Origin of the sequence: Pseudomonas putida NBRC 14164 (assembly GCF_000412675.1) — a bacterium.
Lineage (GTDB): Bacteria > Pseudomonadota > Gammaproteobacteria > Pseudomonadales > Pseudomonadaceae > Aquipseudomonas > Aquipseudomonas putida.
Map to the genome: position 1 here is coordinate 2,871,031 of NC_021505.1, position 20,524 is coordinate 2,891,554.

A 20,524-nucleotide genomic window follows, 5' to 3' on the forward strand; every position below is an offset into this window, starting at 1 on the left:
TTCTCGGCTCAGCGGTTGGACTTGATCTTGCTCCAGGAGCGGGTCATGACACGCATGATCTTCGGGCTCGGGGTGCTGGAGATGTACAGCTTGTCCAGCACGTCCTGGGGTGGGTAGATCTCGGGGTTGTGCACCAGCGACGCATCCATGTAGGCCTTGGCGTCCGGGTTGGCGTTGGCATAGCCGACCGTGGCACTGACTTTGGCGATCACTTTCGGGTCGAGCAGGTAATTGATGAAGGCCAGGGCCTGGTCGGGGTTGCTGGCGTCCTTGGGGATGGCCAGCAGGTCGAACCACAGGTTGCTGCCTTCCTTGGGAATGCTGTAGGCGACTTTTACGCCGTTCTTCGCTTCAACAGCGCGGTTGGCGGCCTGGAACACGTCACCGGAGTAGCCGAAGGCCACGCAGACGTCGCCATTGGCCAGGTCGGACACGTATTTGGATGAATGGAAGTACGTGATGTAGGGGCGCAATTCGAGCAGGCGTGCTTCAGCCTTGGCGTAGTCCGCCGGCTTTTCGCTGCGCGGGTCCATGCCCAGGTAGTTGAGTATTGCCGGGAACAATTCGTCGGGCGAGTCCATGAAGGCCACGCCGCACTGCTTGAGCTTTTTCAGGTTTTCGGGCTCGAACAGCACCGCCCACGAGTCGATATGGTCGACGCCCAATGCCGCCTTGACCTTGTCGACGTTGTAGCCGATGCCGTTGGTGCCCCACAGGTAGGGCACCGCGTACTGGTTGCCAGGGTCGTTCTGTTCAAGCTGCTTGAGCAGCTTGGGGTCCAGGTGTTGCCAGTTCGGCAGCTTGCTGCGGTCCAGCGGCAGGAAGGCGCCAGCCTGGGCCTGGCGGGCGAGGAAGTGGTTGGACGGCACCACCACGTCGTAGCCGGTGCGCCCGGCCAGTAGCTTGCCTTCGAGGGTTTCGTTGGAGTCAAACACGTCATAGACCACCTTGATCCCGCTGCTGGCCTGGAAGTCAGCCAGGGTGGTGTCGCCGATGTAGTCGGTCCAGTTGTACACACTGACCGAGGGCGTGGCCTGGGTGGTGGTGGCGAACAGCAGGGTGAACGCAGCGGGGATCAGGGCTTGCAGATGACGCATGGGGACACCTCGTTGGTTTTGTTCTTCGAGTTCGGTGTACGGGGGCGCAAAGCGCCCCGGGGTGGGTCAGACGCTCATCATCAGGAACTCACGCTCCCAGGAGCTGATGACCCGCTTGTAGTTCTCGTGCTCGGCACGCTTGACCGCCACATAGCCCTGGACGAATTGCTTGCCCAGGTACTGCTGTACGGTCTCGCAGTCTTCCATGTGCTGCAGGGCGTCTTCGATGGTGATCGGCAGGCGCAGGTTGCGCCGCTCGTAGGCACGGCCTTGTACGGGTGCACTTGGGTCAAGCTGCTCGACCATGCCCAGGTAGCCGCACAGCAGGCTGGCAGCGATGGCCAGGTAGGGGTTGGCATCGGCGCCCGGCAGGCGGTTTTCCACCCGCATTGCCTCTGGGCTGGAGGTAGGCACGCGCAGCCCGGCGGTGCGGTTTTCTTCACCCCACTCAACGTTCACCGGTGCCGAGGTATCTGGCAGGAAGCGGCGGAACGAGTTGACGTTGGGCGCGAACATCGGCAGCAGCTTGGGGATGTACTTCTGCAAACCGCCGATGTGGTGCAGGAACAGCTGGCTCATGCTGCCATCTTCATTGGCGAAAATTGGCTTGCCGGTGGCGATGTCGACCACGCTCTGGTGCAGGTGCATGGCACTGCCCGGCTCGTCGGTGATCGGCTTGGCCATGAAGGTGGCGGCCACGTTGTGCTTGAGTGCAGCTTCGCGCATGGTGCGCTTGAATACGGTGATCTGGTCGGCCAGGTCCAGCGCGTCGCCGTGGCGGAAGTTGATCTCCATCTGCGCCGGGCCGTCTTCGTGGATCAGCGTATCCAGGTCCAGGCCCTGGATCTCGCACCAGTCGTAGACATCCTCGAACAGCGGGTCGAATTCGTTGGCGGCATCGATCGAGAACGACTGGCGACCGCTTTCCGCACGGCCAGAACGCCCCAGCGGCACCTGCAATGGCAAGTCCGGGTCTTCACAGCGCTTGGTGAGGTAGAACTCCATCTCAGGCGCGACGATCGGCTGCCAGCCCTTGTCGGCGTAGAGCTTGAGCACTTTCTTCAGCACGTTGCGCGGCGACAGTTCGATGGGGTTGCCTTGCTTGTCGAAGGTGTCGTGGATCACGATCGCGGTGGGCTCGATCGCCCACGGGATCTGGTAAACGGCGGAGGGGTCGGGCCGGCAGACCATGTCGATGTCGGCGGCATCGAGCAGGTTGTAGTAGATGTCATCGTCAACGTAGTCGCCGGTGACCGTCTGCAGCAGCACGCTTTCGGGCAGGCGCATGCCACGCTCGTGGAGGAACTTGGCGGTGGGCGCGATCTTGCCGCGGGCGATGCCGGTCAGGTCGCTGATCACGCATTCGACTTCGGTGATGCGGTGTTCTTTCAGCCAGGTGTACAGCTGATCGAAGGGGGCGTTCATACAGACCTCTTGGTTGGGTTTTAGTGTGGGAGCAATGCTGCTCGCGAAAGCCATGGCAAGGCGAACAAGGCGTTGTACTTCCCAGGTGACGCACTGGAGACTATCTTGGTCGCAGCCCCCCGGGCCGATCTATCCATTTTCTTCGGCAAGAAATGCACCAAAAGAGTGCAACTAGGATCTCGCGTGACAACGCCCAATGCGCTGCAAGTCCAGGCCTTCCATACCACCGACGTTTCCGAGCAAGTGCGCGCTACCCCCGGCTGGCAGCAGCAGTACCGGCAGATGTCGCCGGGGCATTTCAGCGGTGAGCTGCGCTGGCTGGGGATGGATGGCGTGGAGGTGTACGAGGAGCGCTTGAACACCCGCGTGGAACAGTTTTTCCGTGCGCCGAGCGGTTCACTGGCGTTCTGCTTCGACCGCAGCGAAAACAGCCTGTACCTGCTGAACGAGCAAAGCCGCAACATCTGGATCACCCCGGAGAACTACCAGGAAGTGGCAGTGGTGTTCGACCAAGCCTTCCTGGCCCGCCATGGGCTGGACCCGCAACGCCTCGAAGGGTTGTTCATGGTGCCGCTGGGCAGTGGGCAGAACGCATTGTTTGGCAGCTGGCTGAGTGCCACGCTGACCCGCCTCGGGCAGGCCGACTGCCCATTGCAGGGGCAAGCCCTGGCGGAACAACTGCTGGAGGATTGCCTGTTCATTCTCGATAACGCCAGCCAGCGCCTGCAGGGCATAGCCTTGGGGCGGCGCGACGAAGAGCGGGCGATCATGCGCCGGGTCAGCGAGTGGGCGGCGGACTGCCCAGAAGAGACGTTGAACCTGGTGGAGCTGGCAGATGTTGCCGGGGTCTCGTTGCGCCAGTTGCAGCAGGCGTTCAAGGCATTTACCGGCATGCCGCCTGCCCAGTGGCTGCGCTTGCGCCGGCTGAATGGCGCGCGTCGCGATCTGTTACGCGATGGCAGGGCGACCGTGGCCGAGGTCGCGATGCGCTGGTCATTCTGGCATTTAGGAAGGTTTTCAGAGAGTTACCGGCAATTGTTCAAGGAGTTTCCGAGCGAAACCTTGAAGCGGAGCAGGGGCTAAGGTAGCGAAAAAGCTGCTGGCCTCTTCGCGGGCTTGCCCGCTCCCACAGGGACCTGAGGCGATCCTGTGGAAGCGGGCGCGCCCGCCAGGAGGCAGCCCAGCCAGCACTGAACTCAGCATCTCACGCCGAAAGTTGCTATCGTGCCGCCCTGATCCAAACCGAGGTGCCGATGTTCTACCTGCCTTTGCCCTGCGACCAGGCCGACCGCCTCGCCAGCGAACCAAAAACCGACTTTTTCACCACTGCCAGCGTCCTCGAAGCCGCCGCAGTGTTGTTCGCGCAAAACCTGCCGCGCCAGCCCGCCACCGCCTCGGCCGACGCCCAAGAGCGCCGTTTCGCCGAAATCGTACGCATCGCCAACGAAGTTGAAAGCGCGGCGCCTGGTCGCTTTCAAGGCCAGGTAGCGCAGCACTTCGATCGTGAAGCCTTTGCCATGGGCCTGGGCATGCTGGGCGAAAACGGCATTGCTCTGCTGTCCGCCGAGGTGCAGTACACGCTTGACGAACTGTTGGATACCGAAGGCCAGTGGAATTTCCAGTTCGCCGACACCTACCGCCAGCGGGCCACACCGCTGCATCCGGTGTACCTGCCGTCGCTGGCCAGTGATCTGATGCTCAGCGACCAGCAGAACCGCCTGCTGCGCGAGTTTCTCAGTGGTATCGACGAGTCAGTGGCGGTGCAGGGCTTTGCTGGCACTGGCAAGACCTTCCTGATTCACCAGTTCGCCCGCCTGCTGGAACCACAGCGCACGTTGCTTCTGGCTTTGACCGAAAGCCAGTTGCGCGCCTTGCAGGCGCGGGTAAAGGACGCTGCCGCCTACACCGCGCTGACTTTCGGTCAGTTGGCTGACGAGCTGCTCAACCGCGACCTCACCAACAACGGCTGGCGTCTGCGCGACCCGTATCGCACCAAATTGTCATGGCGCCCGCAGAATGAGCAGGTTGTACGCTGGCTGGCCATCCCTGACATCGGCCCGCTCGCCGCGCGCGATGTGGTTGCCTTGTGCGTCCGTGCCGTGCGGACCTTCTGCCACAGTGCCGATACCCAGCTTCAGCTGCACCATTTGCCCTGGGCCGGGCCGGGTACTTCGCCGCTGGATCAGGAGGTACTGCTGGAAAAGGCCCGCCTGTATTGGCAAGAGCTGATTCGCCCGTCCGCGCGGGAAGTCCAGCTGCCGGTGCGCGACTACCACCGGGTCAAGTTGCTGTCGTTGACCGGTTATGTGATCGATAGCCGCTACACCCACGTGATCGTCGACGAGGCTCACGAGCTGTCGGCACCGATGCTTGCCGTGCTGGACCGCAGCCCGCAGTCGATCATTGCGCTGGGCGACGAGTTGCAGAACCTCAACGGCCTCAGCCCGCACCATGGCAGCTTCATCCGCCAACGCTACATCGACCATTCCCTGCGTGCCGGGCCGGCGATGGACAATGTGCTCAACCCGCTGATCCAGGCGCACCCGGCGGCGATCCAGGCAGCCTTCAGTGGCAGCGCCGAGCATTACACGCGGGTCAGTTTCTTCGATACGGTAACCGTGCCGGAACAGCCCACGGCGCTGATCGTCGATGATGAATGGGGGCTGTTTGGCTGGTTCCAGCGCCTGACGCACCAAAGTGTGCCGTTCGTATTGCTGAAAAGCGCGCGCAAGGACTTCGAGCTGTTCGTGGAGGACTGCATCGAGCTATACCGCTTTGGCACTCGACCGCGTCACCCGATGTTGTTCCGCTACGCCAGTTGGCAGGCGCTGGAGCAGGACAAGGGCGATGACAAGGCGTTTGTTGCCGTGGCCAACATGCTGCGCAAAGGCTATACGCCGGAGCATTTTGCCAAAGCCAAGAGCCGTTACCGCTGGGACAAGGCGCCCAAGTTGTTCCTGGGGCGGGTGCGGGATGTGAAAAACATGGAGTTCGCCCGGGTGATGGTGTCGCCGGAGCTGATGGTGGCGCCGCAGGTGGCGGGCAACCGCAATGAGCGGGCGCGGATGCTGGCGGGGCTGTATACCGCCTGTTCGCGGGCGCGGCATGAACTGATCGTGCCGGGGGGGATGCTGGACTGGGTCAAGGACCTGGTTCGGGATTGAGGCATCTGGGGCCGCAAAGCAGCCCCAGAAGTTTTGAATCAGTTACGGTCCAGCCACACCGTCTGGGCATTGGTGAACTCGCGCACACCAAAGTGCGACAGCTCACGCCCGAACCCGCTCTTCTTCACGCCACCAAACGCCACACGGGGGTCGGAAGCGCAGTAGCCGTTGATGAACACGCCACCGGTATCCAGTGCCGCAGTCATGCGCTCGGCCAGCGCATAGTCGGCGGTGTAGATGGTCGCGGCCAGGCCGAAATCGCTGTCGTTGGCCAATTCCACCGCATGGTCGGCATCACGCGCAGTGATGATCGCAGCCACTGGCCCGAACAACTCCTGCTTGAATGCGGTCATTTGCGGGGTGACGTTGGCGAACACGGTCGGCGCATAGAAGTTGGCCACGCCTTCGACCTTGTTGCCGCCCAGCAGCAGGGTGGCGCCTTCGGCGAGGGTCGCCTGAACCTGGCCGTCCAGCTCGTCGCGCAGGTCGTAACGGGCCATCGGGCCGATGTAGGTGTCGTCTTCCAGTGGGTTGCCGACTTTCAGCTCGCGGGTTGCTTCAACGAACTTGCGCGTGAACTCCTCGACAATGCTGTCTTCCACGATCAGGCGCTTGGCCGCTGCGCAGACCTGGCCGGTGTTCTGGTAACGGCCAATGACTGCGGCCTTGACGGCTGCATCCAGGTCGGCGTCGGCCAGCACGATGAACGGGTCGGAGCCACCGAGCTCCAGTACACACTTCTTCAGTGCCGCACCGGCCTGGGCACCAATCGCCATGCCGGCACGCACGCTGCCGGTCAGGGTCACGGCGGCGATACGCGGGTCGTTGATGGCGCGGGTGACGCCATCCGGGGTCACGTTCAGCACTTCGAACACGCCATCCGGCAGGCCGGCATCCTTGAACAGCTCGCCCAGCAGGTAGGCGCTGCCCATCACGTTCGGCGCGTGCTTGAGCACGTAGGTATTGCCTGCCAGGATCGCCGGCACGGCGCCGCGCAGTACCTGCCAGACCGGGAAGTTCCACGGCATCACGGCCAGGATCGGGCCGAGCGGGCGGTATTCGATACGGGCTTTTTCAACCTGGGTCGGCTCAGCGGCAAGCATGGCCGGGCCGTGTTCGGCATACCAGCGGCACAGGCCGACGCACTTGCTGACTTCGCCACGGGCCTGGGCAATCGGCTTGCCGATTTCGCGGCTGATCATCTGGGCAAAGGCTTCGGCCTTGGCTTCGAGGGTGCTGGCCAAGGCGAGCAGGTACTCGCTGCGCTGACCCAGCGACACTTGGCGCCACTGGCCGTAGCCAACCTTGGCACGTTGCAGCGCCGCTTCCAGTGCGGCGTCGGTGTCGAACGGGTAGGCGCCGATCTGCTCGCCGCTGTACGGGTCGAGGGAGATGGCGTGGGTCAGGCTGCTGATCGCGCTCATGGCGGGACACTCTCGTTGTTGTTAATCAGTGACGCCAGACTAGTGGGCTATGGCTTTAATGAAAACTGAATAATAATGAGCGAAACATTCACGTTTGGAGAAAGGCTGTGGACCTGGTGCAACTGGAGATCTTCAAGGCGGTGGCAGAGCAGGGCAGCATCAGCGCCGCCGCGCAGCACATCCATCGGGTGCCGTCCAACCTGACCACGCGCATCAAGCAACTGGAAGAAGACCTGGGCGTGGAGCTGTTCATTCGCGAGAAAAGCCGCCTGCGCCTGTCGCCTGCAGGCTGGAATTTTCTTGAATACACCCGGCGCATCCTCGACCTGGTGCACGAGGCGCGCCTTACCGTCGCCGGTGAAGACCCGCAGGGCACCTTTGCCCTCGGTTCGCTGGAAAGCACGGCAGCGGTGCGCATCCCGGCTTTGCTGGCGGCGTACAACCAGCGCTACCCCAAGGTAGACCTTGACCTGTCCACCGGGCCATCCGGGACCATGCTCGAAGGCGTGTTGTCTGGCCGGCTGGTGGCCGCGTTCGTCGACGGCCCGGTGCTGCACCCGACACTGGAAGGCATGCCGGTGTTCGAAGAGGAAATGATGGTCATCGCGCCGCTCAACCATGCGCCAGTTACGCGCGCCCAGGATGTGAACGGTGAGAGCATCTACGCCTTCCGTGCCAACTGCTCGTATCGCCATCACTTCGAGAACTGGTTCGTTAAGGACCAGGCAGTGCCGGGCAAGATTCACGAGATGGAGTCGTACCATGGCATGTTGGCGTGCGTCAGCGCTGGCGCAGGCCTGGCCATGATGCCGCGCAGCATGCTCGACAATATGCCCGGGTGCAGCACAGTCAGTGCCTGGCCTATGTCGGAAGATTTTCGCTACCTGAAAACCTGGCTGGTCTGGCGGCGGGGCGCTGTATCACGCAGCTTGAGCATGTTCGTGAAACTGCTTGAGGAAGGGCGTACAACCTCTTGATCAGTATCTAAATTTACATTCGATTGATGGGTTAGTGCCGAATGTCACGATGACGACCATGCATCAGCCAGAACACCAATACCCCGGGAGGATCAGATAATAGGTAAGCCATCCTCTAAAGGAGGGTCATACCATGCGTAACCATCACTATGCCCTCGGCGCGGCGTTGCTGATCACCCTGGCCATGCCATGGACCCTGGCTGCTGCCGCCGACCTCAATGCCCCCATCGACATGCAGGCCGTGCGGTTGCAACCGCAGGAGCAGAACGGCGTGCGCTATTTGCAAGGTGGTATTGGCCAGGATGAGGCCAATGCGCTACGCAAAACCACCGGCTATGACTTGCACGTGGAGCTTTCCACTGGCCCGGAAGGCAAGTTCCAGAGTGGTGCCACAGTCGACATTCAGAATGCACAAGGCCAGCCCGTCCTCAGCGTCGCGGATGCCGGGCCGCTGCTGTATGTGCAGTTGCCTCCCGGCAAGTACAAGGTCACTGGCAATGCCCAAGGTGAGACGGTGCAGCAACTGGTGACCGTGAACGGCAAGGGCCCCGCGACCGTGAACCTTAACTGGCGTTGATAAAAAAATACGGCAGGAGTACGGATGTACTCCTGCCTGAGAGGAGCGCATCGCCATGAGCCTGGATCTTCAGCTGGAGATGTTGAACGAGCAGGGCGGCGCTTGCTGGGCGAACATGAAGAGGCGGAATACGACTGAGGCGCGGAGCACGAGAAGGCACATCTTAAGCAAGCGATTTAGCCAATAGTGGCAATACACTTTCAACTTTCTGATCATCTGGACAATAATCAAAAAACTATTACTTCGTGTGACCGGTCTGGATGCACCGGTTCACTCTAAAAATCGAGGGGCCAAAGCCCCCGCTTGCTCTATAGACCATCAGGAGAAGTCATTGATGAAAACCCGTCTCGCTGCTTCGCTGGCCGCTGCAGTGCTGGCCTTTGCAGGGGCCAACCTGGCCCAGGCTGCGCAGGTATCCGGCGCCGTTGGCGCCACCAGCCAAGGTGACATGACCTACCGTATTGGCTTGTCCTTCGATTGGGACAAGAAGTGGCTGGAGAGCAGTACTGGCTATGTGACCGGTTACTGGGATGCTGCCTACACCTATTGGGAGGGCGGTGACGCCAGTGGTGCGCACTCGCTGTCGTTCAGCCCGGTGTTCACTTACGAGTTCAGCGGTTTTACCTACACGCCGTACATCGAGGCCGGTATTGGCCTGGCGGCGTTTTCCAAGACCGACGTGGGTGACCAGCGCATGGGGTCGGCGGTCAACTTCGAAGACCGCATCGGTTTCGGCCTGAAGTTGCCAGGTGAGCAGAAAGTCGGGATTCGCGCGTTGCATTATTCCAATGCGGGAATCAAGCAGCCAAACGACGGTATTGAGTCCTACTCGCTGTTCTACAGCAAAGGTTTCTGAAGCAGAGGGCCGCGGTGCGGCCCCAGCCTTTCAGTACGTATACGAAACCCGGCCTGCACCGTCCGAGGTGCTCCCGGGTCGGCGTACGTGCCGGATCGTTGCCAGCCTTCTCGCGGATCAAACCACCTAGAGGCCGGCCAAGGCATGCCAACACTCAGCGAACGGCCTTGATCGCCAGCACATTGCACAGCGGGTGTTCCAGCACATGCGCTGTGGTCCCGCCCAGGTATGTCTGCATCGCGTCATGCCGATGGCTGCCCATCACGATCACATCTGCCCGGCTGTGGCCGACAAACTCGGCAATGGCCCTGATAGCTGGGCCTTCCAGGAAGTGCCGACGCTCCAGCGGGATCTGGTGATGGTCACCCAGCCGGTTGAACGCCGCCCGCTGCGCAGTACGCACGCTGCCGTCGAAGCCGGGCATGGTCACCGTACCGGCACCGAAGTCGGCAATATGGGTTTTGGCCGCGTCGCACACATGCAGCAAGTGCAACTCGGCGTTGCACTGCAGGGCCAGGGCACGGGCACTGTGGATCACCTGCTCGTCCAGGTGCTCGCCAGCACCGTGGCTGTTAAGGTCTACTGCCGCGGCAATCTGCCGGGGCAGGGGCAGGCGGATGTCGCTGACCAGATGCACGGCAACCGGGCTGTCCTTGAGCAACTGCCAATCCAGTGGCGTGACCAGCAGGCGTTTGAGCACCGGTTCGTGCTGCACGTCCTTGACCAGCAAATCGCAGCCTTGCCGTTCGACCCGCTCCAGCGCGCTGCCCAGCGGGTCGCGAGTCAACAACAGTTCGGTAGACACGTCCAGGCCAGCATTGCCCAACTGTTCAGCCTCATCTGCCAGCCACTGGCGGTTGTCACTGAGCAGCCGCTCACGCTCGCGGCCATCGCTCATCAAGCCAAAGGTGTCGACATCGTCGACGAAAACGTTGATATCCAGCAGTGCACCGCTGGATTCCGCCAGCGCCGCCGCGCGTTGCAGCGCTGGCGTATGGCGCATCTGCGGGCCGAGCATGACAAACAAGCGCTTGAACTGGCTCATCTCACACCTCCACGTGTGGCAGCCCCCCGGTTACCTGGTTCTGTTGAGTCTAGACCCGTGTGCGCCCGGTCAAACCGATCAGGCTTTTTTCACCTGCACCTGCCTGAGTGCGGCTAGCGCCATGTGTCGGGTATGATGCGGGCCCCATCATTGTCACGAGGCCTGTCCCATGTCCCTGAGCGCTGAACAGATTGGCGAATTTTGCGCTTTCGCCGAGCAGTTGGCCGATGCTGCCGCAGTGGCGATCAAGCCATACTTTCGCGCCAGCCTGGATGTCGAGGACAAGGGCGGGCGCCTGTACGACCCAGTGACCGTGGCTGACAAGGCGGCCGAGGACGCCATGCGCGCGCTGATCCAGGCCCGCTACCCGGACCACGGTATTCTTGGTGAAGAGGCGGGCGTGGCCGTCGGCAGCAGCCCGTTGACCTGGGTGCTCGACCCGATCGACGGTACCCGGGCCTTCATCACCGGCCTGCCGTTGTGGGGCACGTTGATTGCCCTGAACGATGGCACGCGCCCTGTGGTTGGCGTGATGAACCAGCCATTCACCGGTGAACGCTTTGTCGGTACCCCTGAAGGTGCCTGGCGCAGCGGTACGCCACTGAAAACCCGTGCCTGTGCGGACCTTGCTTCGGCCACGCTGATGTGCACCACGCCGGACATGTTCGATACCGCCGAGCGCAAAGCCGCGTTCGAGGCCGTTGCCGGCAAGGCGCGCCTGATGCGCTACGGCGGCGATTGCTATGCCTACTGCATGCTGGCCTCGGGCTTTGTCGACGTGATTGTCGAAGCGAGCCTGCAGCCGTATGACGTACAGGCACTGATGCCGATCATCGAAGGGGCGGGTGGGGTGATCACTGCCTGGGATGGCAGCAGTGCACAGAATGGCGGGTGCGTTGTGGCCTGTGGTGACCCGGCGCTGCATGCGCAGATGGTAGAGATGTTGCGCCACGCCATGTGAGCCACCTATCCCGATCACTGCACTTTTTACGATTTCCGGGCTCTATGCTTGGCCAGGCTGCACTGACCCCCGGTGCGGCCGCCGAATATCGACCCGGTGCCGATGGTTGCAAGCTCCCCGAATTTCCTCCCACGCCTGCTGCTGGCAGGCGCCCTCACATGCCTGTGCGCCTGCACCCAGGAGCAAGGCCGCGATATTGTCAGCCAGTTCGGCAACGGCAAACCCAGTGAGTTGTTCCAGACCAGCGTCGACCGCCTGGCCACGCTATCGATGCGCGACAACTTGCAAAGCCTGTACCTGCTGATGAACAAGCTGTACCTGCGCAACCCCAACCAGTGGAAGATGTCGGGCTATGTGGACGCTGCCACGGCCGAGCGGCAGATCCGCATGGCTATCGAACATCGTCAGCCACTGCCGCAACTGGGCAACCGCCGTGACCTGGCGGCATTGAGCTACGCGCTGAGCCCGGAGTTTCGTGGTGATCGGGTGGGCGCATTCATCTACGCCATCGGCAGCATGCTGATTACCGCGCACGGCGGGCGTACCGAGTTCTACATGACCGATACCATCGACCCGTTGTTCATCAACAATGCGGCGCGCAATATCGAAAAGGCCACCTGGATGCTCAGCCAGCGGCAGGACGCCAATGGGGTGTTGCTGCTGTTCTCCAACGAGATTTCGGAAGAGGGCAGCAACCTGAGTTTTGCCGTGGAGTTTGGCAAGATCGTTGCGCGGCTGGACCTGTTGGCCGAGTTGCTGGATGAACGTTATCGGCGGATTGGTTTGAATTACGCGCAAAGCCTGTTGCTAATGAATTTTTTGCCGGTGCAGTGAACCGTAGCCGTTGTGCAGGCCCTGTAGGAGCGGCCTTGTGTCGCGAAAGGGGCGCGCAGCGGCCCCAGGATTTCAGCCACCCAGGGCTATTGGACGGTTCAGAGCAGCGCCTGTATTGCCTGCCTGTAACGCTGCCCGGCCAGGCTCATGCTGTTGTTATGGGTGGCCCCCGGCACCAGCAGCAATGTCTTGGGCTGCCGGGCTGCGTCGAACAGCTGCTGGCTGAAGCGAGGGGGTACAAGACGGTCATCCGTTCCATGCACCAGCAGCACTGGCAGGCCGATGTTGCCGATCTTGTCCAGCGAGTCGAACTTCTGCGACATCAACCAGCGCACCGGGAGGGAGGTATTGGCCACCGCTGCCGCGACATCGCCCAGGGAGGTGAAGGTCGACTCAAGGATCAACCCGCGGGCCGGCGCCGCAACACCGCTTTGCTGCGCTTCACGTCTCAGTTCACTGGCCAGTTCCACCGCCACCGCGCCGCCCAGCGAATGACCGAATATCAGGCGCTTGCCGGCATCCGGCTGCAGCTGGGCAAAGCGCTCCCACGCAATGCGTGCATCTTCATAGACCGTGGCTTCGGAAGGCAGGTCGCCCCGGCTCTTGCCAAAGCCTCGGTAATCCACCGCAAGCACCGAATAGCCCATGGCATGCAGTTGCTCGATACGGAACATTTGGCCGGTAAGGTTCCAGCGTACACCGTGCAGGTAGAGGATGGCCGGCGCGTTGGCTCGCTTGGCCGGCCACCACCAGGCGTGCAGGTTCTGGTTACTGGCGAAGCTGCGCGGGCGCAGGTCCAGTTCCTGCACACCGCTGGGCAGCCCACGGAACCAGCTGGCCTGGCCGGGCTCGATGCGGAACACCAGCTCGCGCTCCTTGTGCTGCAAGACAGCACAGCTGGACGGCAAGCCGATGACCAGTGTGGCGGCGCACAGCCAGGTGAACCAACGGCGGCGCAGGTGGGTGATGACGAGGGTAGGCATGAAAGCGTTTTTAACAGAAGTGCGGAGCCTGATGCAGGAAAAGTGGCCCAACGGCGGGCTGGCCTGGTTGCAAGCTGTTTCAGGGGGACCCAAGGTCAGCGAGTGCGGAGCGTTTCCAGCAACGGCTGAAACTCGTCCAGCAACCAGTCGCGTAACCGCCGGCAGCTGGGGTCATGTTCCTTGTCTTCGTTGAATGCCAGGAAGTGGAAGGTATCTTTCAATACCAGTTCCTGTTCCACCGGCCGCACCAGCATGCCTTGCGCCACCAGCGGTGCAATCAAGTGATGCCAGCCCAGCGCCACACCCTGGCTCCCCAATGCCAGCTGCACCAGCAGGTTGTAGTCGTTGGCATTGAAAAAGTGCGGCGCGGTATTGGCGCGGCTTTTCAGGTCGACGTCATGAAAGGCCAGCCACACGTTCCAGTCCACATGCTCGGCCACCTGCGAGCGACCATAGGGGCTGAGGTTCAGCAACGTGCCATCCCGCAGCCCTTGCAGGTTGCGTATTTCAGGGTGTTGCACCAGGTATTGCGGTGTGCAAACCGGGTAGATCACGTCGTGGTTGAGAGGGTGTGAGCTGTAGCCGGCCTGCACTTTTCCAAGTTTGGTGATGTAGATGTCCGGCCGAACGCCAGGCTCCATCGACAAAAAGTTCTGCGTGGTCACCAGGTTGATGTCGATGTCCGGGTTTTCGTCGAAAAACTTCGGCATGCGCGGCCCCAGCCACAGCGCGGCAAATGCCGGTGAGCAGCACAGGGTGACCACGTGCTTGGTGTTGGTGTTGCTGCGGATGCGCTCGGCCGCCTGGGAGATGTTGACGAACGATAACTGCACAGCATCGAAGAAGATTGAACCGGCCACAGTCAACTCCACCGCACGGCCCACACGGCTGAACAGTTCGGCGCCCAGGTAGGTTTCCAGCTCACGAATCTGGCGGCTGACTGCGGCCTGGGTGACGCACAGCGCCTCGGCGGCACGGGTGAAGTTCTGGTATTTGGCGGCGGCCACGAAGACTTTGACCGCGCGCAGCGAGGGCATCTTGATCAGGGTCTGATCGGGTTCGGAGTGTCTGACCATGGGGGCGCGCGAAGTCCTTCGTCTAGCCAATACGGTCACTCTAGCCTGATGTGCGCCTGCGGGTAAATCCGCAGGGGCTCTGCTGCCGGGCTCGGCGCCCGATTGATAACTTCAGGTAATGGTTAGCGTCATGCAAATGTCGTTGGACCCGCTCTGGGTACAAGGCCTAACGTTAAACCACGGCGCGACATACGAGACATCGATGTCGAAAACTTTTTGAAGCAGGACATTCTGCGTGCCGGTTTTGACTCACGTTCGAATTTGAACGGACTGCCAAGCGTACTCGCACTGATCTCTACCCGCCTTATTGAAAGTGCGATGTTGAATGATTGGTTAATAAGCATAATAAAGAGGGTCGTATGAGCCATGCCGATGAGATTCTTTCGGTAAAAAACATCTTCAAGGTTTTCGGTCCCAACCCGAACATGGCCATGGAGATGCTCCGCAAGGGCGCCGACAAGAACGAAATCTTCAGCAAGACCGGCCACGTCGTCGGGGTGTTCGGTGCAAGCTTTTCCGTCAAGCGTGGCGAGATCTTCGTCATCATGGGCCTGTCGGGCTCGGGCAAATCGACCATGGTGCGGCTGTTCAACCGCCTGATCGAACCTACCTCCGGCAGCATTCACCTCAACGGCAAGGAAATTACCGGGCTCTCCGACAAAGCCCTGCTTGATGTGCGCCGCAAGGAAATGGGCATGGTGTTCCAGTCCTTTGCCCTGATGCCGCACATGAGCGTGCTGGAAAACGCCGCTTTCGGCCTGGAAATCGCCGGCGTCCCAGAGGCAGAGCGCCATAGTCGCGCCCGTGAGGCGTTGAGCCAGGTGGGCTTGGCGGGCCACGAACACAGCTACCCGCACCAGCTTTCCGGCGGCATGCAGCAGCGTGTGGGCCTGGCCCGAGCGCTGGCCAACGATCCCGCGATCCTGTTGATGGACGAGGCGTTCTCCGCCCTCGACCCGCTGATCCGAAGCGAAATGCAGGGCGAGCTGATTCGCCTGCAGGCCGAGCAGCAGCGCACCATCATCTTCATCTCCCACGACATCGAGGAAGCCATCCGCATCGGGCACCGCATTGCGATCATGGAAGGTGGCCGCGTGGTGCAGATCGGCACCCCGCAAGAGCTCATCAACCAACCGGCCAACGACTACGTACGTACCTTCTTCAAGAGCTTCGACAGCTCGCGGGTACTCAAGGCCGGTGATGTGGCCAGGTTTGACCCGGCGGTGGTGTGCAAGGTCAACGGCAAGGCCCCTAGCTTCCAGGCCGGTGTGCCGTTCGGCTACCTGGTCGACGAACGCGGGCAGTTGCTGGGCGTGGTCGATACCGACGCCAACGGTGCTACCGCCAGTGACCGCTACAGCCTGCACGAGCAGTGCCCGGTGTACACCGATACGCCGCTGCACGAAGTGCTCGGGATTGCGGCCAACCTGCCTTACCCGGTGCCGGTGCTCGACCGCCAGGGCGCCTTCAAGGGCACGCTGTCGAAGAACGAGCTGCTGCAGACCCTGAGCCGCAACTAATAAAAGCAGTGCCCTTAGCGTTTACTAGAAGAGGTAAGCCCTCATGTCTGAATTCAGCCTGCTTGACCCGTTCCAGGCGGCCACCATCCCTTTGGGTGACTGGGTCACCGCCACACTGAACTTCCTGGTGCACAACTTCCGCGAGGTGTTTCGCGCCATTCGTTGGCCGATCGACCAGGTACTCAACGGTATCGAGTTCACCCTGCAGAGCATTCCACCCACCATCGGCATTATCCTCTCGTCGCTGCTGGGCTGGCAGCTGGCGGGCAAGCGCATGGCCTTGCTGTGCTTCGTCACCCTGACCCTGCTGGGCCTGATCGGTGTGTGGGCCGAGTCTATGACCACCCTGGCGCTGGTACTGACCTCGGTGTTCTTCTGCGCGCTCATCGGCATCCCGCTGGGCATCCTGTGTGCCCGCAGTGACCGCATGGAGCGCATCATCCGCCCGCTGCTGGATGCCATGCAGACCTTGCCGGCCTTCGTCTACCTGGTGCCGGTGGTCATGCTGTTCGGCATCGGCAATGTGCCCGGCGTGCTGGTCACCATCGTGTTCGCGCTGCCGCCGCTGGTGCGCCTGACCAACCTGGGCATTCGCCAGGTGCCGGAAGACAAGATCGAGGCCGCTCGCGCCTTCGGCTGCACCCCACGGCAGATGCTTACACGCGTGCAGCTGCCGCTGGCCACTTCGACCATCATGGCCGGCCTCAACCAGACCCTGATGCTGTCGCTGTCGATGGTGGTGATTGCTTCGATGATTTCGGTCGGCGGCCTGGGGCAGATGGTGCTGCGCGGCATCGGCCGCCTGGACATGGGCCTGGCCACGGTCGGTGGTGTCGGGCTGGTGCTGCTGGCGATCTTCCTCGACCGCCTGACCCAGGCCATGGGCGCACGCACCAGCGCCGACCCGAGCCTGCGCTGGTACCACACCGGCCCGGTGGGCGTGGTGATGCGCCTGTGTGGTGCTGCACAACCGCAAGGGCGGCGCAAGACCGCCTGAGCACAGCAAGACTTTTGAGACGTTCGATCTGCCGCACTTGAAGATAAAAATCAGAAGAAGGTAAGCGACGATGTACGAATCCAAGTTCTCCCGCAGCATCCTCAAATGCGCCACGGCGCTCACCCTGGTGGCCGCCGCGCTGGGCGTACACGCTTCGGCGGAAAAACCGGGTGATGGCGTGAAGGTAACGCCGATTTTCCCCTCCATCGCTGAAGAGCGCTTCCGGGGTGAAGTGGCCATGGAAGGCCTGCGAGAGCTGGGCTACAAGGTGCAGGAGCCGAAAGAGACCGAGTACGGCGTGATGATGGTGGCCTTGGCCAACGGCGATGCCGATTTCACCGTGCACCTGTGGGACAAGCTGCACAACCAGTTCTACCAGCAGGCTGGGGGTGACGATGTAATGGTCAAGACCGGCGACATTCTGCCGGGTGTGGCCCAGGGTTACCTGATCGACAAGAAAACCGCAGATCAGTACAACATCAAGTACATCACCGACCTTAAAAAGCCCGAGATCGCCAAACTGTTCGATACAGACGGTGACGGCAAGGCCGACATGACCGGCTGCAACCCAGGCTGGGGTTGCGAGCTGGTGATTGCCCACCACATGAAGGCCTATGACCTGGACAAGAGCATCACGGTCAACCAGGGCTCGTACTTCGCGCTGATGGCCGACACCATCACCCGCTACAAGGAAGGCAAGCCGGTCTTCTACTTCACCTGGGTGCCGCAGTGGATCGCCAGCGTGCTGGTCGAAGGCAAGGACGTCGTCTGGCTGGAAGTGCCGAAGACCGACCTGCCGGACGGCAAGAACGACGTCGACACCACGTACCACGGCAAGAACCTGGGCTTTGCCATCGACAAGGTTGTGGCTGTGCTGAACAAGGACTTTGCCGAGAAGAACCCGGCGGCGGTGAAGTTCCTCTCGCAGGTGCAGATCAGCACCGCTGACGAAAGCAACCAGAACCTGAAGATGCAGCAGGGCGAGAAGAAGCCTAAAGACATCGAGCGCCATGCCAAGGAGTGGGTTGCCGCCCACCGCCAGCAGTTTGACCAGTGGCTGCAAGCCTCGCGTGACGCGGCGGCCCAGGCCGGCAAGTAACCTGTTCCATCAGTGTTGACTTCTTCGCGGGCTTGCCCGCGAGGCCCCTGCGATTCCTGCAGTTGAGTTAAAGCCATGAGCTACTTCGAAAGCATCCTCAAGCACTCCAACCTGGCCCACCTGGACCCTGCCATCCGCACTTCACTGCCCATGCCGTGCCAGCGGGTGGCTTTCGTCCTGCGTGAGCACTTCTCGCTGATGGCGTTTACCGCCGCGATGGACAGCTTGGTCACCGCCAACCTGATGAGTGCCACGCCGTTGTTCCAGGTCCTGGTGGTGGGTGAGGGGGCCCAGGTGATGAGCGACCTGGGCATCGCCCTGCCGGTCCACACTCAACTGGCCGAACTGGACGTGCAAGGCCTTGACTGCCTGCTGGTGTGTGGCGGCTTCCGTGTACGCCTGGAAACCGCGCCAATGCTCCGCGCCAAGCTGCGCCAGGCTGACCAGTACGGCTGCCAGCTGGGCGGGTTGTGGAACGGTGCTTACTTCCTGGCTGAGGCCGGCCTGCTCAATGGCCACGATTGCGCCTTCCACCCCGATGGCCGGGCGATGATCAGCGAACTGTTCCCCAAGGTCCGTATCAGCCGCCAGGCCCATGTGCTGGACCGCCGCCGCATGAGCTGCGCCGGTGCCAGCAGCGCGCTGGACATGATGCTGGCGTTGCTCGAGCACTGCGGCGGGGCGCCACTGCGCCGGGCTGTGGAGCAGATGCTGGCCTGTGACCGTTCGCGGGTAATGAGCGAAGCACCAGCAGGCGCAGCGGAAATCGAACCCAGCCTGCCCAAAGGCGTGCGCCTGGCCCTGGAACTGATGCACGCCAACATAGAAGACCCGATCGGCATCGATGAAATTGCCGAGCATGCCGGATTGTCGCGGCGGCACCTGGAGCGGCTGTTCCGCAGGCATGTGCAGGCCACGCCGCCACGCTATTATCTGGAACTACGTCTCACCCATGCGCGGCAGTTGTTGCAGCACACCAGCAAGTCATTGACCGAGGTCGCACTGGCCAGCGGGTTTGTCAGTTTCCCGCACTTTTACCGGCGCTTTCGTGAGTTGTTCGCGATTGCGCCAAGGCAGTACCGGGCTCGGAGCCAGGGGTGGGCAGGGCGGCAGGGAAATCCTGTTCGATAAACGCACACTAGCTTCACCTGACCTGTCCGCTATCCGCCCATCCAATCCCATCGCCGCATTGCTCAACCGCAGCCTTTTTGCTGTAGTGTGGCCATTCACCGGTTGTCGCCTGCCCCCGCTATCCGCAACCGACCCGATAGAATGACCGTGACGACCGCCCACAAGCCTGTAGGAAGCGGCGACCAGAACAATAACGATACCGAGTGCCTTGCCTATGGAAAGCCGCCTGCTGAGCGAGCGAAGTAGCGTGTTTCACCACGCCGACCCTTATGCTGTGTCCGATTATGTGAACCAGCATGTAGGCCAGCATTGCATCGGTCTGTCCCGTACCACCCATCCCCAGGCTAGCCTCAGCCACCGCAAGTTTGCCGAGCTCGACCTGTGCCGTATCAGCTATGGCGGCAGTGTTCGCGTGACTTCTCCAGCGCTGGAAACCATTTATCACCTGCAAGTGTTGCTCAACGGCAACTGCCTGTGGCGTGGGCACAAGCACGAGCAGCACCTGGTGCCGGGCGAGCTGCTGCTGATCAACCCGGACGACCCGGTTGACCTGACCTATTCGGAAGACTGCGAGAAGTTCATCCTCAAGGTGCCGACCCGGCTGCTGGACTCGATCTGCGATGAACAGCGCTGGCAGCGGCCTGATGGGGGCGTGCGGTTCTTGCGCAATCATTACCGGCTGGATGAGCTGGATGGCTTCGTCAACCTGCTGGCCATGGTTTGTCATGAGGCGGAAGTGAGCGAGTCGCTGCCCAGGGTGCAGGGGCACTACAGCCAAATTGTCGCCAGCAAGTTGCTGACCCTGATGACCACCAATATCCGCCGGGAGAGCCTGAGTGCACCGCAGGCCGGCCTTGAGCGCATTCTCGATTACATAGAGCGCAACCTGAAGTTGGAGCTGTCGGCCGAGGTGCTGGCAGAGCAGGCCTGCATGAGTTTGCGTTCGCTGTATGCGCTGTTTGAACAGCACCTGAGCACCACGCCCAAGCATTACGTGCGCCAGCGCAAGCTTGAGCGGGTGCATGCGTGCCTGAGCGACCCGACTTGCGGTGTGCGCAGTGTGACCGAACTTGCCCTGGATTACGGCTTCTTTCATTTAGGCCGGTTTTCCGAGGTGTATCGGCAGCAATTTGGCGAGTTGCCTTCGCAGACGTTCAAGCGTCGGGGGTGAGGCGCGGTACCGATATCACCTCATATTTCAAAGCTTGAAGCTGGCCGCGGGCCATACCGTCAACCCTGGTGCGGCCCCTATATCCTCCAACAGTAGATCCCGGCAGAACTGGATAACACTCTGCACAATCCGGATAGCTCCCCGCCAGTCGTCTCCCTAACCTGACCAGGTCTTAACAATAACAATG

The 20,524-nt window shown here is 61.6% G+C and carries 18 protein-coding genes; 12 read left to right on the forward strand and 6 right to left on the reverse strand.

The window, feature by feature from the left end:
* Positions 1 to 8 precede the first annotated feature (8 nt).
* Together PP4_RS12755 and PP4_RS12760 are read right to left on the reverse strand one after the other, a co-directional pair.
* Positions 9 to 1,097: a polyamine ABC transporter substrate-binding protein gene (locus PP4_RS12755; protein ID WP_016499592.1), complete on the reverse strand. Its 1,089-nt coding sequence runs from the start codon at positions 1,095 to 1,097 to the stop codon at positions 9 to 11.
* A gap of 66 nt (positions 1,098 to 1,163) precedes the next feature.
* Positions 1,164 to 2,522, reverse strand: coding sequence for a glutamine synthetase family protein (locus tag PP4_RS12760; protein WP_016499593.1), 1,359 nt, complete (start codon positions 2,520 to 2,522; stop codon positions 1,164 to 1,166).
* 183 nt (positions 2,523 to 2,705) lie between these two features.
* Here PP4_RS12760 and PP4_RS12765 point away from each other — a divergent pair, with 183 nt between their 5' ends.
* Both PP4_RS12765 and PP4_RS12770 read left to right on the forward strand, forming a co-directional pair.
* The gene (locus PP4_RS12765) at positions 2,706 to 3,605 is read left to right on the forward strand and encodes a helix-turn-helix domain-containing protein (RefSeq protein ID WP_016499594.1); all 900 of its coding nucleotides are present in this window, start codon (positions 2,706 to 2,708) and stop codon (positions 3,603 to 3,605) included.
* 170 nt (positions 3,606 to 3,775) lie between these two features.
* The gene (locus PP4_RS12770) at positions 3,776 to 5,686 is read left to right on the forward strand and encodes an AAA family ATPase (RefSeq protein ID WP_016499595.1); all 1,911 of its coding nucleotides are present in this window, start codon (positions 3,776 to 3,778) and stop codon (positions 5,684 to 5,686) included.
* A gap of 38 nt (positions 5,687 to 5,724) precedes the next feature.
* Here PP4_RS12770 and PP4_RS12775 read toward each other — a convergent pair whose 3' ends face one another.
* Positions 5,725 to 7,110 (reverse strand): aldehyde dehydrogenase family protein, encoded by a 1,386-nt coding sequence (locus PP4_RS12775; RefSeq protein WP_016499596.1) that lies wholly within the window; start codon positions 7,108 to 7,110, stop codon positions 5,725 to 5,727.
* A gap of 107 nt (positions 7,111 to 7,217) precedes the next feature.
* Here PP4_RS12775 and ptrR point away from each other — a divergent pair, with 107 nt between their 5' ends.
* The 3 genes from ptrR to PP4_RS12790 all read left to right on the forward strand — a co-directional run bounded on the left by ptrR (position 7,218) and on the right by PP4_RS12790 (position 9,520).
* Positions 7,218 to 8,087, forward strand: a complete 870-nt coding sequence (ptrR, locus tag PP4_RS12780) for a putrescine utilization regulator PtrR (protein ID WP_016499597.1) — start codon at positions 7,218 to 7,220, stop codon at positions 8,085 to 8,087.
* A gap of 133 nt (positions 8,088 to 8,220) precedes the next feature.
* The gene (locus tag PP4_RS12785; RefSeq protein ID WP_016499598.1) at positions 8,221 to 8,664 is read left to right on the forward strand and encodes a hypothetical protein; all 444 of its coding nucleotides are present in this window, start codon (positions 8,221 to 8,223) and stop codon (positions 8,662 to 8,664) included.
* A 334-nt stretch (positions 8,665 to 8,998) separates the two neighbouring features.
* Positions 8,999 to 9,520: an acyloxyacyl hydrolase gene (locus PP4_RS12790; protein WP_016499599.1), complete on the forward strand. Its 522-nt coding sequence runs from the start codon at positions 8,999 to 9,001 to the stop codon at positions 9,518 to 9,520.
* Between the two features lie 154 nt (positions 9,521 to 9,674).
* Here PP4_RS12790 and PP4_RS12795 read toward each other — a convergent pair whose 3' ends face one another.
* The gene (locus tag PP4_RS12795) at positions 9,675 to 10,565 is read right to left on the reverse strand and encodes a universal stress protein (RefSeq protein WP_016499600.1); all 891 of its coding nucleotides are present in this window, start codon (positions 10,563 to 10,565) and stop codon (positions 9,675 to 9,677) included.
* Positions 10,566 to 10,734: 169 nt separating this feature from the next.
* Here PP4_RS12795 and hisN point away from each other — a divergent pair, with 169 nt between their 5' ends.
* Entirely contained in the window at positions 10,735 to 11,526 is a 792-nt protein-coding gene (hisN, locus tag PP4_RS12800; RefSeq protein ID WP_016499601.1) for a histidinol-phosphatase, read from the forward strand.
* A 102-nt stretch (positions 11,527 to 11,628) separates the two neighbouring features.
* Positions 11,629 to 12,360, forward strand: coding sequence for a hypothetical protein (locus PP4_RS12805; RefSeq protein ID WP_016499602.1), 732 nt, complete (start codon positions 11,629 to 11,631; stop codon positions 12,358 to 12,360).
* Positions 12,361 to 12,458: 98 nt separating this feature from the next.
* Here the strand turns inward: PP4_RS12805 and PP4_RS12810 are convergent, their stop codons facing one another.
* Together PP4_RS12810 and PP4_RS12815 are read right to left on the reverse strand one after the other, a co-directional pair.
* Complete coding sequence (locus PP4_RS12810; RefSeq protein ID WP_016499603.1) at positions 12,459 to 13,343, reverse strand: alpha/beta hydrolase; 885 nt, start codon at positions 13,341 to 13,343, stop codon at positions 12,459 to 12,461.
* A 95-nt stretch (positions 13,344 to 13,438) separates the two neighbouring features.
* Entirely contained in the window at positions 13,439 to 14,419 is a 981-nt protein-coding gene (locus tag PP4_RS12815; protein ID WP_016499604.1) for a LysR family transcriptional regulator, read from the reverse strand.
* 359 nt (positions 14,420 to 14,778) lie between these two features.
* Here PP4_RS12815 and PP4_RS12820 point away from each other — a divergent pair, with 359 nt between their 5' ends.
* From PP4_RS12820 to benR, 5 genes are all read left to right on the forward strand, one after another.
* Entirely contained in the window at positions 14,779 to 15,939 is a 1,161-nt protein-coding gene (locus PP4_RS12820; protein WP_016499605.1) for a quaternary amine ABC transporter ATP-binding protein, read from the forward strand.
* Positions 15,940 to 15,982: 43 nt separating this feature from the next.
* Complete coding sequence (gene proW, locus PP4_RS12825) at positions 15,983 to 16,936, forward strand: glycine betaine/L-proline ABC transporter permease ProW (protein WP_016499606.1); 954 nt, start codon at positions 15,983 to 15,985, stop codon at positions 16,934 to 16,936.
* A gap of 70 nt (positions 16,937 to 17,006) precedes the next feature.
* Positions 17,007 to 18,035, forward strand: a complete 1,029-nt coding sequence (proX, locus tag PP4_RS12830) for a glycine betaine/L-proline ABC transporter substrate-binding protein ProX (protein WP_016499607.1) — start codon at positions 17,007 to 17,009, stop codon at positions 18,033 to 18,035.
* Positions 18,036 to 18,110: 75 nt separating this feature from the next.
* Positions 18,111 to 19,166, forward strand: coding sequence for a GlxA family transcriptional regulator (locus tag PP4_RS12835; protein ID WP_016499608.1), 1,056 nt, complete (start codon positions 18,111 to 18,113; stop codon positions 19,164 to 19,166).
* A 214-nt stretch (positions 19,167 to 19,380) separates the two neighbouring features.
* A complete protein-coding gene (gene benR / locus PP4_RS12840; RefSeq protein ID WP_016499609.1) occupies positions 19,381 to 20,337 on the forward strand; it encodes a benABC operon transcriptional activator BenR in 957 nt (318 codons plus the stop codon).
* The last annotated feature ends 187 nt before the right edge of the window (positions 20,338 to 20,524 follow it).

Bases quoted from the DNA above. Each gene is read 5' to 3' on its own strand.
- PP4_RS12760 (WP_016499593.1), bottom strand. From the start codon at position 2,522: ATGAACGCCCCCTTCGATCAGCTGTACACCTGGCTGAAAGAACACCGC.
- proX (WP_016499607.1), top strand. From the start codon at position 17,007: ATGTACGAATCCAAGTTCTCCCGCAGCATCCTCAAATGCGCCACGGCG.
- PP4_RS12820 (WP_016499605.1), top strand. From the start codon at position 14,779: ATGAGCCATGCCGATGAGATTCTTTCGGTAAAAAACATCTTCAAGGTT.
- PP4_RS12835 (WP_016499608.1), top strand. From the start codon at position 18,111: ATGAGCTACTTCGAAAGCATCCTCAAGCACTCCAACCTGGCCCACCTG.
- benR (WP_016499609.1), top strand. From the start codon at position 19,381: ATGGAAAGCCGCCTGCTGAGCGAGCGAAGTAGCGTGTTTCACCACGCC.
- PP4_RS12785 (WP_016499598.1), top strand. From the start codon at position 8,221: ATGCGTAACCATCACTATGCCCTCGGCGCGGCGTTGCTGATCACCCTG.
- PP4_RS12755 (WP_016499592.1), bottom strand. From the start codon at position 1,097: ATGCGTCATCTGCAAGCCCTGATCCCCGCTGCGTTCACCCTGCTGTTC.
- proW (WP_016499606.1), top strand. From the start codon at position 15,983: ATGTCTGAATTCAGCCTGCTTGACCCGTTCCAGGCGGCCACCATCCCT.
- PP4_RS12790 (WP_016499599.1), top strand. From the start codon at position 8,999: ATGAAAACCCGTCTCGCTGCTTCGCTGGCCGCTGCAGTGCTGGCCTTT.
- PP4_RS12775 (WP_016499596.1), bottom strand. From the start codon at position 7,110: ATGAGCGCGATCAGCAGCCTGACCCACGCCATCTCCCTCGACCCGTAC.
- PP4_RS12810 (WP_016499603.1), bottom strand. From the start codon at position 13,343: ATGCCTACCCTCGTCATCACCCACCTGCGCCGCCGTTGGTTCACCTGG.
- PP4_RS12805 (WP_016499602.1), top strand. From the start codon at position 11,629: ATGGTTGCAAGCTCCCCGAATTTCCTCCCACGCCTGCTGCTGGCAGGC.
- PP4_RS12795 (WP_016499600.1), bottom strand. From the start codon at position 10,565: ATGAGCCAGTTCAAGCGCTTGTTTGTCATGCTCGGCCCGCAGATGCGC.
- PP4_RS12770 (WP_016499595.1), top strand. From the start codon at position 3,776: ATGTTCTACCTGCCTTTGCCCTGCGACCAGGCCGACCGCCTCGCCAGC.
- hisN (WP_016499601.1), top strand. From the start codon at position 10,735: ATGTCCCTGAGCGCTGAACAGATTGGCGAATTTTGCGCTTTCGCCGAG.
- PP4_RS12815 (WP_016499604.1), bottom strand. From the start codon at position 14,419: ATGGTCAGACACTCCGAACCCGATCAGACCCTGATCAAGATGCCCTCG.